Here is a 14716-nt window from a genome sequence, read left to right on the forward strand (position 1 = left end):
TGGGCCTGGCGGCGCGCGGGGGCGCGCGCTTCCCAGGGGGGCTCGGGCGCCCCCCTAGGACGCCTGCCCGCGGCAGGCTGTAACCCCCTCCCCTTGCGGGGGCGGTCCTCCGAGCGGGGGAACCTCCCCGTTCCCCCGCACCCCTTCGACACCGCCACGCCCCGAGAGGGAACAGACGCGCGAGGCCGAATTCACTTCGGCCGCAGCGCAATCCTTGAAGGGTGGGGTACAGCGAAGCGTCCTAGGGGAGGGCAGAGCCCTCCCCTGGAGGGTCTATCCGTGTATGGCCCGCCTGTCGACGGCGAGGCAGGCCTCCATGAGGGCTTCGCTGAGGGTGGGGTGGGCGTGGCTGGTTCGCGCGAGGTCTTCGGCGCTGGCCTTGAACTCGAGGGCGAGGACGGCCTCGGGGATGAGGTCCGAGGCCCGGGGGCCCACGATGTGGACGCCGAGGAGCGTGTCGGTCTGGGCGTGGGCGAGGACCTTGACGGCGCCGTCCTCCATGGCGAGGCTCTTGGCGCGGCCGTTGCCCTTGAAGAAGAACTTGCCGGCCTTGTAGGGGACGCCTTCGGCCTTGAGCTCCTCCTCGGTCTTGCCCACGCAGGCGAGTTCGGGGTGGGTGTAGACCACGTTGGGGATGGCGCCGTAGTTCACGTGGCCGGGCTTCCCGGCGAGGATCTCGGCGAGGGCGATGCCTTCCTCGGAGGCCTTGTGGGCCAGCATGGGGCCGCGGATGAGGTCGCCGATGGCGTAGACGCCGGGGAGGTTCGTCTCGAAGCGGTCGCTCACGGCCACGCGGCCCTTCTCGTCGAGGATGACGCCGGCTTCCTTCAGGCCCGCCGCGGAGGAAGCGGGCTTGCGGCCCACGGCCACGAGGACCCGGTCGCAGCCCAGGATTTCCTTTTCGCCCTTGCCGTTTTCCAAGGTCAGGGCGACGCCGTCGGGAAGAACCTCCGCGGTCTTGAGGGTGGTGGCGGTCTTGATGACGAGGCCCTGGGCCTTGAGGGAGCGCTCGAGAAGAGTGGACATCTGGCCATCGGCGAAGGGCGCCACGCGGGGGAGCATCTCCACCACCGTGACCTGGGCGCCCAGGCGGCGCCAGACGCTTCCCAGCTCGAGGCCCACGGCGCCCGCCCCGACGACGCACAGGTGCCCCGGCACGGATTCGAAGGAGAGGGCCTCGGTGGAGGTCACCACGCGCTCCCCGTCGAAGCGAAGGAAAGGAAGTTCCACGGGCACCGAACCCATGGCCAGGACGACGGCCTTGGCCTGCACGTCCTGGGAATCCCCTCCGGTCTTGATTTCCACGCGTCCAGGCCCCTTCAGGACGCCTTCCCCTTTGAGGACGGCCACCTTGTTCTTCTTCATCAGGACGCCGATGCCGTCCGTGAGGTCCTTCACGATGGCGGCCTTGCGGGCCATCATGGCGGTGAGGTTCAGGCGGACATCGGAAGGCTCCACGCCGTGGACGGCGAGCCCCTCGCGGGCCTCGTGGTAGCGCTCGCTGGATTCCAGCAGGGCCTTGGAGGGGATGCAGCCCACGTTGAGGCAGGTCCCGCCGAGCGTGGCGTCCTTCTCCACGAGGGCGGTCTTGAGGCCGAGCTGGGCGGCGCGGATGGCGCAGACGTAGCCACCCGGCCCCGCTCCGATCACGACGACGTCAAAGGGTTCCATTATGGACTCCCGAGAATATGCATGGCCGAGATGCTACGATCCAGGAAGGACGAGACGTCACCCGAGCCCCCATAATCTGGGCGGAGGCTTCGCGGGTTCATCACGTCCCACATTCCAAATCCCCAATCCGAAATCCCCAATCCCCAATCCCCAATCCCCAATCCCAAATCCCAAATCCCAAATCCCCAATCCCAAATCCGAAATGTCCCCTTTTTTCTTCCGCCTTTGGCCTTCAGCCTTCTGGCTTGCCCCTCCCGTTTCACGTCTCCCGTCTCCCGTCCAACTCCAAGAGCGACACGTCCGCGCGGCCCACGAAGTCGGCCACGTGTTTGAGGAAGAGGCCGGCGGTCTTGCCGTCCACCATCCGGTGGTCGTAGGAAAGCGCGAGGATCATCACCGGGCGGACCACGATCTGTCCCTCCCGCACGACGGGCTTCTCCTGGATGGCGTAGGTGCCCAGGATGCCGCTCTGGGGCGGATTGAGGATGGGCGTCCCCATGAGGGCGCCGTAGGATCCCGCGTTGGTGATGGAAAAGGTGCCCCCCGAGAGTTCGGCGAGGGTGATCTTCTTTTCGCGGACGCGGGCGGCCAGGCGGAGGATCTCGGATTCGATCTGGGCGAGGGAGAGGCGGTCGGCGTGGCGCAGGACGGGAACGGCCAGGCCCTGTTCGGCGGCCACGGCGATGCCGATGTGGACCTCGCGGTTCTCCACGATCTCCGCCCCCTCGATCCAGGAGTTGAGGTCGGGGAAGGCGCGGAGGGCGTCGGCGACGGCCTTGACGAAGAAGCCCATGAAGCCCAGGGCCACGCCGTGTCGGGCCAGGAAGGCCTCCTTGTGGGCTTTCCGAAGGGCCATGACGGCGCCGCAGTCGCATTCGGCGAAGGTGGTGAGGGTGGCCGTGGTCTGCTGGGAAAGGACCATCCTCTCGGCGATGCGGGACCGGATGGGCGAGAGGGGCCTGCGGACCTGGGCCCCCGCGGGGGTCTCGGGCGCCGTGGGAACAGGGGCCGCCGGGGCGGGGACTCCCGAGGCGAGGAAGGCCACCACGTCCTCCTTGGTGACGCGGCCATCCCGGCCCGTCCCCCGGATGGCGGCCGGATCGAGGCGATGCTCCTCGACGAGGCGGCGCACGGCGGGAGCCAGGGCCTCGACGGCCTCGGGCCGGGCCAGTTTCTCCCTCAGGGAGGGAACGCCCGCCACGGGGTTCAAGGCGGGGCCGGGCGTCTGGGGGACGGCCGGAGGGAGGCTGGGGGCGGGCGGGGCCGCCGCGGGGACGGCGGGAGCGGCGCCGGCCCGGGCGGAGGTGTCGAGGGAGCCCACCGTCTGGCCGATCTTCACGGGGCTTCCCGCCGGCACGGCGATGGCGAGGCGGCCGGCGTGCTCCGCGTTGATCGTCATGGTGACCTTGTCCGTCTCCAGGACGAAGAGGGGATCGTCGGTCCGCACCACCGCCCCGTCGGCCTGCAGCCACTCGGCCAGGAGACCCTCGGTGATGGATTCGCCCACGGTCGGAACCTTCACCTCAACCCGCATGGGAAGACCTCAAGAAAGAAAGGGCAAGTGGAGACAAGTGGGAAGGCGAAAGGCGGAAGGCGAAAGAAAAAGAAGGGGCAATGAGAATTTCGGATTCCGAATTTGGGATTTGGGATGGAGGAACCCACCCACGGGCCGTCCAGGCAGATGGCCGCCCGGCTGGCTCTTCGGAATCCCGGCATCTCGGCCTCTCCTCATCTCGTCCCCTCTTCGCTCAGGGCCAGGGCATCGCGCACGAGGGCGGCCTGCTCCTGGAGGTGGGCCCTGAGCGACCCCACGGCGGGGCTGGCGCTCGCCTTGCGGCCGGCATAGCGGAGGGGGAGGCCGCCGAGGAGATCCCTCAGGCGCGGCTCCACGAAGGTCCAGGCCCCCCGGTTCATGGACTCCTCCTGGCACCAGACTACCTCCAGGGCCGAGGAAAAGGGCGCGAGGGCTTCGCGGAGGAGCGCGGCCGGGAAGGGATGGACCTGCTCGAGCCGCACGAGGGCCGCGTCCGTCACGCCCGCCTTGCGCCTCGCCTCGAGAAGGTCGTAGAAGACCTTACCGCTGCAAAGGACCACGCGGTGGACGTTCATGGGCGGCTCCGGGTCGGGAAGGACTTCGTGGAAACGGTCCGACGTCAGGTCGGGGACCGGGGAGACGCAGAGGGGGTGCCTCAGGAGGCTCTTGGGCGCCATGACCACGAGGGGACGGCGGAAGTTCCGCTTCATCTGGCGCCGCAGGGCATGGAAGTACTGGGCGGGGGTGGTGAGGTTCACGACCTGGAGGTTGTCCTCGGCGCAGAGCTGGAGGTAGCGCTCCATGTGGGCGCTCGAATGCTCGGGGCCCTGGCCCTCGTACCCGTGGGGAAGAAGAAGGACGATCCCCGAGGCCCTCTGCCACTTGGACAGGGAGGAAGCGATGAACTGGTCGATGATCACCTGGGCTCCGTTGGCGAAGTCGCCGAACTGAGCCTCCCACAGGACGAGCATGTGGGGCTCTTCGAGGGAGTAGCCGTAATCGAAGCCCAGGACCGCGGCCTCGCTCAGGAGGCTGTTGTACACGCAAAAGCGCGCCTGGCCGGAGTGGATGTTCCGCAGGGGAATGTAGGGCTCCTGGGTGTTCATGTCCTGCCAGACCGCATGGCGCTGGCTGAAGGTCCCGCGGGCGCTATCCTGTCCCGAGAGGCGAACGGGGACGCCTTCGTGGAGGAGGCTCCCGAAGGACAGGAGTTCGGCCGTGGGCCAGTCCACGGTCCCCCGCTCGGCCACCGCCTTGAAGATCTCCGGCAGGCGCCGGGCCACCTTCGGGTTGAGGGCGAAGCCCTCGGGGACCTGAGTGAGGGCCCGGGCCACCTCCACGAGGACGCCGTGGGAGACGCCCGTCGCCACCGGGGCGTGGCTGTACGGCGCGTCGAGGCCCGCCCAGCGGTCCTGGAAGGCGAATCGCTCCCGGGAGGGGGCCTTCTCCTTGACCGCCTCGAAGGCGGCCTGGAGCCGGTCCTTGAACGCCCCGGCGATCCGGTCCGCCTCCTCCTGTCCCAGGTCGCAGCACTGAATGAGCCGCTCGGTATACAGGCGGCGCACCGAGGGCCGGTCCTTGATCTTCCGGTAGAGGACGGGCTGGGTGAAGGCGGGCTCGTCCCCCTCGTTGTGCCCGTGGCGGCGGTAGCAGACCATGTCCAGGATGACGTCCCGGCCGAAGGTCTGGCGGAACCGGAGGCAGAGTTCCGCGGCGAAGACCACGGCTTCCGGATCGTCGCCGTTCACGTGGAAGATCGGGGCCTCGATCATCTTGGCGACGTCGGTGGCGTAGGTTGTGGAGCGCCCCTCCCGGGGGAGGGTCGTGAATCCGATCTGGTTGTTGACGATGAGGTGGATCGTTCCGCCCGTGGTGTATCCCGGCAGACCCGAGAGGTTGAGCGTTTCGGCCACGAGCCCCTGGCCGGCGAAGGCCGCGTCCCCGTGGATGAGGAGGGGGAGCACCTTCCTCCGCTCGACGGTGTCGTTCCTCCGGCGCTGTTTGGCCCGCACGCGCCCGAGGACCACGGGGTCCACGGCCTCGAGATGGCTCGGGTTGCTCGTGAGGCTGATGTGGAGGGGCTTGCCCGAGGCGTTCACGTGGGTGGAGGAGAACCCCCTGTGGTATTTCACGTCGCCGTCGCCGCCCACGGAGTCGGGCAGGCCGATGTCCTCGAACTCCGAGAAGATCATGGAGTAGGACTTGTCCAGGATGTTGGCCAGGACGTTGAGTCGGCCCCGGTGGGCCATGCCCATGACCAGCTCCTCCGCGCCCAGGTCCGGCGCCATCTCCGCCACCGCGTGGATCGCCGGGATGAGGGATTCGGCCCCCTCGAGGGAAAAACGCTTCTGGCCCGGGTACCGGCTCTGGAGGAAGGTCTCGAAGAGTTCGGCGTCGATGAGCCGCTCGAGGATCTCCAGCTTCTTCTCGCGCGGGAAGTTCGGGCGTCCCCGGACGGGCTCGATCTCCGCCTGGAGCCAGCGCCGGACGCGCACGTCCTGGATGTGGAGATACTCCAGGCCGATGCTCCCGCAGTAGGTCTCCTTGAGGATCTGAAGGATCTCCTTCAAGGTGGCCCGCTGGGGGCCTCCCAGGTGGCCCGTGTCGAATACGCGTTCCAGGTCCTCCTCCGTCAGGCCGAAGGCGTCCAGGCTGAGGTCGGGGTGATCGTCCACGGGATCGCCGAGGGGGTCCACCTTGGCCAGAAGGTGGCCGCGGCTGCGGTAGGCGAAGATGAGGCTCGCCACCTGAGACTGCGCCCGGGCGCGATCCGCCGCCACGCAGGAGCGGGGGCACATGGCCAGCTCGAAGCCCTGGAAGAAACTGCGCCAGTGTTCGTCCAGAGATTCCGGCTCGGCCTTGTACCGCTCGTACAGGGCCTCCACCAGCGGGGCGCTCGCCAGGGCGGCGGGGGAGCCGAGGCGCACGGGGGGTTTCTCGAGGGACACGGACGTCTCCTTATCGGACGGGCGGGCCCCGGAATCCCGTGGGGCCCATCCGTCCCAACAGGCTCGAACCTCCCGTTATTCTAGGCGAAATCCGCGATGAAGAGAAGAATCCCCTTGCCGCCGCGCGCCGTTCCGTCGAGGAAGCGTACCGGCCGACCTTCGTCCGTTGGCTCTCTCTCCCCAACTCACCGACATATTTGCTCACCTACCTACTTACTCACCTACTCACGTACTCACCTACTCACTTACTCACTTACTCACCTACTCACCTACTCACCTACTCACCTTTTCCATACTCCCTTCCTCGCCACACGATGCCCTTCCGGTAGTAGCGGCGGGCGGAGCGGAACAAGATGAGGGACCAGAAAAGGGGGCGCAGGGGAAAGAGCGGGGCGATCCAAAGAGGCTTGCCCGCCCACAGGCAGAGGGCGGCGTTGAGGAGGAGGCCGATGCCGAAGCTGGCGCCGGACAGGGCCATGATCTGCGGGGGAAGGTGGAGGGCCGGGGCGAGAAGGAGCAGTCCGGCCGGTGCGGTGTGGACCAGGAGATTTCCGCCCTCCAGGAAAGCGCCCAGGAAAGGGTTGAATCCGAAGAAGGCGAAGTAGTTTTTCGTGAACCCTTCCACGGCGGACCCCAGGCCTTCGTACATCCGCACGCGCACGTCGGAGAAGGCCGTGACGAAGCGGAACCGCCCGCCGGAGGCCTTGATCCGCCTTCCCATGGCCACGTCGTCCACGACCTCGCCCCGGATGGCCTCGATCCCTCCGGACGCTTCCAGCGCCCGCCTGCGGACCAGGTTTCCCGATCCGGCCCCGAAGGCGATGCCTTTCAGCGCCTGCACGTTGGCGAGGAAGGCGGGGGATACGTACAGCGTGAAGGCGTCCAGGTTGCTCATCAGGACGTGCTCCAGTCCCCGGGCCTCCAGGGTCGAGAGGAGGAGGAGCATGTCCAGGCGGCGGGCTTCCAGCTCCGAGGCGGCCCTCCGGAGAACGCCGGGGCCGTAGCGCACGTCGGCGTCCACGAAGAGGAGGATCTCCCCTCGGGCGTTTTCGAGCCCCACCCTTTGGGCGTTGGGTTTCCCGAGCCAGCCCGGAGGCGGCTCCTCCCCCCTCACGACGCGGAGGTTGGTGTGGCGCCGCGCGAGGCCCTCGAGGATCTCCGGTGTGCGGTCCGTGGAGCCGTCGTCCACGACGACCACCTCGAAATTCGGATGGTCCTGGTCGCACAGCGCCTCGAGAGCCGGGGCGATGGCCTTCTCCTCGTTGCGGGCCGGAACGATCACGGAGAGGAAGGGGAGGCCGCCTTCCGGCGCGGTGCGCCGGAGCCGGGGAATGAGGAGGCCGTTGAGGACGGCGTGGAGGGCGGCGAGGGCCCAGAAGAGAACCACGCCCCAGAGGACCAACTCCAGAGCCCTCATATAGGCGGTTCCTCCGCCGCTGAGCCGCAAGAAAGCGTCTTGCGGGCGTCCTTCCCGGGGTTTCTCCCGGTCACGGCAGTCTCCCCGGCGCCGCCTCCCCGAGCGGCTAGGCTTCCCGGGCCAGGACGAAATTGACCAGGGTCCGAACGCCCACGCCCGATCCCTCGGACTTGTTGGCGTCGGGCCCGTCGTCGTCCCGAAGGGCGGGCCCGGCGATGTCCAGGTGCACCCAGGGCGTCTTTTCCTCCACGAACTTCTGGAGGAAGAGGCCCGCGGTGAGGGCGCCTCCCCAGCGGATCCGGGACATGTTGGAAACGTCCGCCACGGCGCTCTTGATGTACTTGTTGTAGGCGGGGGGCAGGGGGAGCTGCCAGATCTCGTCCCCCGAGTCGCGGGCCGCGGAAAGGACGGCGTCCACATGGGACTGGTCGTTGCCCATGGCCCCCGAGAAGTCCGGCCCCAGGGCCACGACGCAGGCGCCCGTGAGGGTGGCCAGATCGATGAGGGCGTCCACCTTCTGCCTCTGGATGTAGGTGAGGGCGTCGGCGAGCGTGAGGCGGCCTTCGGCGTCCGTGTTCTGCACTTCGATGGTCTTCCCGCTCAGGCTCGTCACCACGTCGCCCGGCCGGTAGGCGTTCCCTCCGGGCATGTTCTCGCACATGGCCATGACGGCCTCCACGGCCACGCGGGGCTTCAGGGAGGCGATGGCCTTCATGGCGCCCAGGACGGCGGCGGATCCCGCCATGTCGCTCTTCATGGCGCCCATGCCGTCGGCGGGTTTGAGGGAGATTCCGCCCGAGTCGAAGGTCAGGCCCTTGCCCACCAGGCCCAGCCGGAACCGGGCCCCTTTGGGCCGGTAGGAGAGATGGATGAACTTGGGCTCGTTCCGGGACCCTCGGGCCACCGCCAGGTAGGCGCCCATCCCGAGCTTTTCGCAGGCGGCGCGGTCGAGAACTTTGAGGGTCAGGCCCCCCTCCTGGGCCACCTTGCGGGCCTCCTCGGCCATGCGTGTGGGAGTGAGAAGGTTGGCGGGGCGGCTCACGAGGTCGCGGGCCAGGAGGACGGCTTCGGCCACGGCCTGACCGACGGCGCCCCCGCCGTCCAGGTCCTCCCCCCGGCGCTTGACGAGAAACTGCATTCGGGAAAGGGGCTTGGGGAGCTTTTCGGTCTCCGTCTGCAGCTCCGTGAAGACGGAGTTCCCCAGGAGGAACCCCTCCACGAGGGCGCGGGCGGCCTGGCGGCGGTCCTTGAGGGCGCCGCCCTCCACGGGGAGGAGAAGGCCGGCGGAGTCCACGTAGCGCTCGCGGAAGCGCCGGGCGGCCAGGGCGGCGGCGGCACGGAGCGTCGTTGGCCCCAGGGATTCCCGCTTCCCCAGGCCGAGGACCAGGAGGTGCTTCGGCGGCTTGCCCACGCGGTCGAAGGCGAAGAAGGACTCGCCCTCGCCGCCCTTGAACCGAAGTTGCTTGGCCGCCGCTGGGAGGGCCCAGGAGGAGGGGAGAACCGAGAAATCCAGGTCCTCGAAGACCCCAACGGCCACGCCCTCGGCCTTCAGCGATTCCACCGATCCCGACGCAAATGACCAGCGCATGCGAACTCCTTACACCGCGTGTTTCAAACGGGCTTCGTCCCGAGCACGTCCGCCCAATGCAAAGAAGAGCATAGCACGGGCGCGGGAAGGCGAAAACGGAGGCCTCCGGCTCGGGCAGGGCGGCCGAGCGCCCAGTCCGGGTGGCGCCGATCCGGGGGAGGGTTTGCCGTATCCGTCCAGGAAGGGGACCGTCGGATCAGCCGCGAGCTTCCCCCCCTCGTAGGGGGCGAAGGGAGGGGGGACGGTCCGCGAGGGCGGAGCGAAGCGCCCTCGCGAGGCCCTCCGCCGAGAGCCCCAGTTCCCCAAGGAGCACCGCCCGCGGTCCGTGCGGGATGAAGCGGTCGGGCAGTCCCAGTCGGAGAACCCGGGTGGCGACGCCGGCCGCCTCCTTCCATTCGAGTACGGCGCTCCCGAAGCCGCCCTGCAGGGAGCCTTCCTCCACCGTGAGGGCCAGCGGGAAGCGCGGCAGGCTCTGGGAGAGATAGGCCTCGTCGAGGGGTTTGACGAACCTCGCGTTCACGACTTCCACGGAGAGGCCCTCGGCGGCCAGATCCTCGGCGGCCTTCAGGGCGTCGCGGATCAAGGGGCCCACGGCGAGGACAGCGGCGTCCGTCCCGGCGCGGAGAACCTCCCAGGTTCCCACGGGCACCGGTCGGGGTTCGCCCTCCGGGTCGAAGGGCGAGGCGGCGGCCTTGGGATACCGGATAACGAAGGGGGCGCCCTCCGTGGCGAGGGCCGTGGCCATGAGGTCCCTCAGTTCGTTGCCGTCCTTGGGTGCGGCCAGGATCAGGCCCGGGACGTGGCGCAGGTAGGCGATGTCGAAGGCTCCCTGGTGGGTGGGGCCGTCCTCTCCGGCGATCCCCGCGCGATCCAGACAGAAGAGGACCGGGAGGTGCTGGATGGCCGCGTCGTGGACCACGGGGTCGTAGGCCCGCTGGAGGAAGGTCGAGTAGATGGCGCACACGGGGCGAAACCCGTGCACCGCCAGTCCCGAGGCGAAAATCACGGCGTGCTCCTCCGCGATCCCCACGTCGAAGAACCGGTCGGGGAAGGCCTCGGCGAAGGGGACGATGCCCGTTCCCGTGGGCATGGCGGCCGTGATTCCCACGACCCGCGCATCCTTGCGCGCGAGCTGAACCAGGCTCTGCCCGAAGGCGTCCTGGAAGACGGGCTGGCCCGGCGGGGAGGGCTGGATCCCCTCGTCCGGGCAGAAGGGCTTCACCCCGTGGTAGCCCTCGGGAGACTGCTCCGCGGGGGCGTAGCCCTTGCCCTTCACCGTGAGAACGTGAAGAAGGACCGGGTGGTCGAGGTCCCGAAGGTTCCGGAGGGTCTTCACCAGGCCCAGCACATCGTGGCCGTCCACGGGGCCGAAATAGTCAAAGCCCAGGGCCTCGAAGAGGGCGCCCGGCGTGAGGATTCCCCTCGCCCCTTCCTCCAGGCGGCGGGCCAGAAAGGTCATGGGCTTCCCGTACCGGGGGATTCGTTCGAGGCCCTCGCGCACCCGGCGACGGAAGCGCTGGTACAGGGGGGTCTGGGTGAAGTTGTTGAGGTACTTGGAGATGGCCCCCACGTTGGGGGAGATGGACATCTGGTTGTCGTTGAGAATGGCCAGGATGGGTCTTCGGGCCCCTCCCCCCGCGTTGTTGAGGGCCTCGTAGCAAATGCCGCCCGTGAGGGCGCCGTCCCCGAACACGGCGGCCACGCGCCGCTTCTCCCCCGCCAGATCCCGGGCCGCCGCCATGCCCAGCGCCGCCGAGAGGGCCGTGGAAGCGTGGCCGGCCCCGTAGGCGTCATAGGGGCTTTCCTCCCGCTTGAGGAAGCCCGAAATGCCGTCCTTCTGGCGGATCGACCGGAGGGCCTCGCGGCGGCCCGTGAGGATCTTGTGAATGTAAGCCTGGTGACCCACGTCCCAGACGAGGAGGTCGCGGGGGGTGTCCAGGGTGTAGTGAAGGGCCACGGTCAATTCCACGACGCCGAGGCTGCTGGAAAGGTGGCCGCCGATGCCGGACACCACCTCCACCAGGTATTCCCGAAGCTCCTGGCAGAGCCGGGGAAGCTGATCCTCGGGAAGATCCCGGAGGTCGGCGGGGCACTGGATGGTGTGGAGCAGGGCGTACTGTCTCACGGCGGCCTCAACGCCCGGGGATCGCGCGCCATTCCGGACGGCGTCCCGGCAGGCATGATTAAAAGCCCTGCGGCTAACCCTGTCAACCGTCGAAAGAAAATACGAGTCCGATCGGTTGTATAATTCGTTTCAAGCCGGACGGCGGATCCGCCCGGCGTGGAGGAGGAGCCGTGAACGACGGCGGGTCCCGCGAGAGGAACGGGCGAACCATCGGCATCTTCTGGATTCTCTCCGTCCTGCTTCTGGCCCTGGTGGTCGTCCCCCTCGTCTCCTTCGCCTGGAAGACCATCTCGGTCAGCAAGGACACGATCGAGGAATCCCTGAGGGAGCGCCAGCTCAAGACGGCCCTGCCCGCGGCCGCCCACCTCCAGAACCTCATGGACGAATACCGCCGGCGCCTCCAGGACCTGGTGGCTTCCTTCGAGGTCTTCGCCAACGACGCCGACTACAAGGCCCGGTACGAAGACCTCCTCCAGCGCGGGATCCTGAGCCGGTTCCTCGCCGACGACACCCTCCTGCTCTCCTATCAGGACGCCGAGGGCGGGCACTTCACGGCTCCCTGGCGCGGCCTCCTCCCCGAGGAGCAGGGCCAGCTGACGAACCACGTCCTTCCCCTCGGAGAGGAGGCCATCCGGACCGGCCGGCCCACCCTCTCCCGGATCTTCTTCCTCAAGCTCATCGCGTTGAAGGGGCTTCCCGAACCCGCGGTGGCCGTGACCATCCCCGTCTCCTCCGGGGGGCGGCCCGTGGCGGCCATCACGGCCGTCTTTCTACTCCAGGGCATCCAGGACAGCCTGAAGGTGTACAGCCGGGAATTCACCCTCTACGTCACCGATACGGAGGGCCATCTGATCTTCCACTCCGAGAGGGCCCACCAGACCCAGGCCCAGGACCTCTCCTCGGACCCCGTGGTCCAGAGGGTCCTTTCTTCCGGGGTTCTCCCCACCAGCCCCGTGAATTTCAACGTGACCAAGCTCGTGGGAGAAAAGAAGAGGACCTTCCTGGTCACCTGCGCCCCGGTCACCACCTACGACTGGCTCCTCTTCTCGGAGGTGGACCGGGAAAACTACTATGCCCCCATCGTGCGGTTGAAGGCCCAGTCCACCTGGTGGGTGGCCCTCTCCATCGTGGGGGCCCTGGTCATCGGGATCTACCTGGCCCGGCTCATCACCCGGCCCATCACCACCCTCGTGGATGTGAGCCGGGACCTGGCTCGGGGAAACTTCTCCCGGCGGGCCGACGTGCGGAGCCTCACGGAAATCGGCGAACTCGGCCGGGCCTTCAACGCCATGGCCGGGGAGATCGAGGAGTACATCCAGAAGGTCGAGGCGGCGGCGAAAGAGACCCAGCAGCTCTTCATGGACTCCATCCGCGCCATCGCCAACGCCCTGGACGCCAAGGATCCTTACACCCGCGGCCATTCCGAACGGGTGTCGGCCTACTCCATGATCGTGGGCCAGGAATACGGCCTGGACGAGAGGTCCATGCGGATCATGGAGATTGCCTCCCTCCTGCACGACGTGGGCAAGATCGGCATCGAGGATCGCATCCTGAGGAAACCCGGGGCCCTGACGGCGGAGGAGTTCGAGATCATGAAGACCCATCCCCCCAAGGGGGCCCAGATCCTCGGGTCCATTCCCCAGATGCGGGACATCATCCCCGGGATCCGGTTCCACCACGAGAAGTGGGCGGGTGGCGGCTACCCGGACGGCCTCAAAGGCCAGTCCATCCCCCTCCTGGCGCGGATCATCGGGGTGGCGGACGCCTTCGACGCCATGACCACGAACCGCCCCTACCAAAAGGCCATGACGCCCGCCCAGGCGGCCGCCCGCATCAACGACTTGAAGGTCAGCGTGTACGACCCCCAGGTCGTGGAGGCCTTCAACCGGGCTTTCCAGAAGGGCCTGTTCGCGCCCTTCTTCCAGCCCGCCCACCAGAAACAGCCCGCGTGAATGGGGGGACCGAGGGACCGGGTACAAGGGGAGTAGGGGATTAGGGCACCGAGGGACAGGGAAACAGCCATCTCGCCCCTTTGCCTCTCCCGTTTTTCGTCCAACGTCTCACTTCTCTCGTCTAACGCTTCTATTTCGGCAGTTCCACGAGGACGTTGGAGCCGGGTTCCATGTTTTCGATGGCGATGCCTCCCCTGTACTTGGAGAGGACTTCCCGGACGAGGAAGAGCCCCATTCCGAAGCCTGGGGACTTGTAGCTGGGCACCGAAAGGCGGCCCGGCTCGTAGGGTTCCAGGAGCCGGTCCCGCTGGTCCTTGGGGAACCCCGGCCCGTAGTCCCGGACGGCGAAGATGACCTTTCGGGAGTCGTGCAGAAGGTAGACTTTCACCTTGACGCCTTCGGGGGAGAACTTGACGGCATTGTCCAGGACCTGCCGGAAGAGGATCGCCGCGTCCTCCCGGTTCATCTCGTAGAAAAGGACGTCCTTCTCCTTCTGGACCTGAACCGTCAGGTGCCGCGCCTCGGCCTGGGGGGCCAGGGCGGAGAGAACCTCCTCGAGGACGGCCACGAGATCGCACGCCTCCCCGCGGGGGGCCTCCTTGACCTTCGTGAAGGCCAGCAGGTCGTTGATCAGGTTCTCGAGGTGGACCGACTCGTCCACGACGATGGCCAGGTACTCGTCGGCGTTCTCCTCCCGCTTCTTGGGGTATCGGCGAAGGAGATCCGCGTAGGAACGGATGTTGGTCAGGGGCGTTTTCATCTCGTGGGAGACGTTGTTCAGGAAGGCCCGCTTGAGCTGGTCCAATTCCTTGAGCTTTTCCAGCGCCTCCTGGAGATCCGCGGTCCGCTCGAGGACCTTCACCTCCAGCCTCTCGTTGGCCGCCGCCAGATCCTCCATGAGCTGGAGCGATTGAATCCGCGGGGACACGACCTGTTCCAGCAGGGAGAAGAACCGCTCCTCTTCCGTCGTGAAGCCCCGGTCCGCTGCGCTGTATACGAGCAGGTATCCGGCGGGTCGGCCAGGGGGGCCTACGGGGACGGCCTGGGCCTCGCCGATGTCGGGGAGGGGGGAGGCGTGGAGACGCTGGAGGCGCTCGCGGAGGTTGTCGAGCTTCATGCGCTCGCCGCTCTGGAGCAGGCCGAGGGCGAGGTTCCCCGCCCCCGGAGCGTCCACGCGCCAGAGGGGGTCCTCCTCGCACCCGAAGGCCGCCACGGGGGATGGACCGGAGGCCCCCGGGAGGAAGACCGTGATCTTCCAGACGGGCCGGGCCTCGTGGATGAGTGTGCCGGCCAGCCGAAGGGCCGCCTCGGTGGAATCAACGCCCGCGAGGCCTCGGCCGATGTGATAGAGGAGCGTCATTTCCTCGAGGCGGTCCTGGTACATACGCCCGAGCTGGTGGGCCTCTTGAAACTGTTCCGCCAGCTGGGTGCTGGACTGGAGCGCGGCCACCAGCTGTTCCTCGTCGGAAAGTCCGTGGGCG

General features: G+C 67.9%; 8 protein-coding genes. 1 reads left to right on the forward strand and 7 read right to left on the reverse strand.

Translation table 11 applies throughout. The annotated features are described in order from the left end of the window. Nucleotides 1-273 precede the first annotated feature (273 nt). From lpdA to dxs, 6 genes are all read right to left on the reverse strand, one after another. On the reverse strand, nucleotides 274-1674 hold the full coding sequence (gene lpdA, locus AB1824_01620; protein MEW5763649.1) for a dihydrolipoyl dehydrogenase: 1401 nt from the start codon (nucleotides 1672-1674) through the stop codon (nucleotides 274-276). 256 nt (nucleotides 1675-1930) lie between these two features. Then, nucleotides 1931-3205, reverse strand: coding sequence for a dihydrolipoyllysine-residue succinyltransferase (gene sucB / locus AB1824_01625; GenBank protein MEW5763650.1), 1275 nt, complete (start codon nucleotides 3203-3205; stop codon nucleotides 1931-1933). A gap of 194 nt (nucleotides 3206-3399) precedes the next feature. Continuing rightward, nucleotides 3400-6153 carry a 2-oxoglutarate dehydrogenase E1 component gene (locus AB1824_01630; protein MEW5763651.1) on the reverse strand — a complete coding sequence of 918 codons (2754 nt, stop codon included), beginning with the start codon at nucleotides 6151-6153 and terminating at the stop codon, nucleotides 3400-3402. A gap of 277 nt (nucleotides 6154-6430) precedes the next feature. Further along, a complete protein-coding gene (locus AB1824_01635; protein MEW5763652.1) occupies nucleotides 6431-7570 on the reverse strand; it encodes a glycosyltransferase family 2 protein in 1140 nt (379 codons plus the stop codon). Nucleotides 7571-7676: 106 nt separating this feature from the next. Next, a complete protein-coding gene (locus AB1824_01640; protein ID MEW5763653.1) occupies nucleotides 7677-9158 on the reverse strand; it encodes a leucyl aminopeptidase in 1482 nt (493 codons plus the stop codon). A gap of 196 nt (nucleotides 9159-9354) precedes the next feature. Then, the gene (gene dxs / locus AB1824_01645) at nucleotides 9355-11283 is read right to left on the reverse strand and encodes a 1-deoxy-D-xylulose-5-phosphate synthase (protein MEW5763654.1); all 1929 of its coding nucleotides are present in this window, start codon (nucleotides 11281-11283) and stop codon (nucleotides 9355-9357) included. A gap of 170 nt (nucleotides 11284-11453) precedes the next feature. Between dxs and AB1824_01650 the strand changes: the two genes are divergently transcribed. Next, nucleotides 11454-13235: an HD domain-containing phosphohydrolase gene (locus AB1824_01650; protein ID MEW5763655.1), complete on the forward strand. Its 1782-nt coding sequence runs from the start codon at nucleotides 11454-11456 to the stop codon at nucleotides 13233-13235. Between the two features lie 130 nt (nucleotides 13236-13365). Here the strand turns inward: AB1824_01650 and AB1824_01655 are convergent. Then, the coding region (locus tag AB1824_01655) for a HAMP domain-containing sensor histidine kinase (protein ID MEW5763656.1) at nucleotides 13366-14716 on the reverse strand (1351 nt) is incomplete at its 5' end.

The organism is Acidobacteriota bacterium (genome assembly GCA_040752915.1).
Taxonomy (GTDB): Bacteria; Acidobacteriota; UBA4820; order UBA4820; family DSQY01; genus JBFLVU01.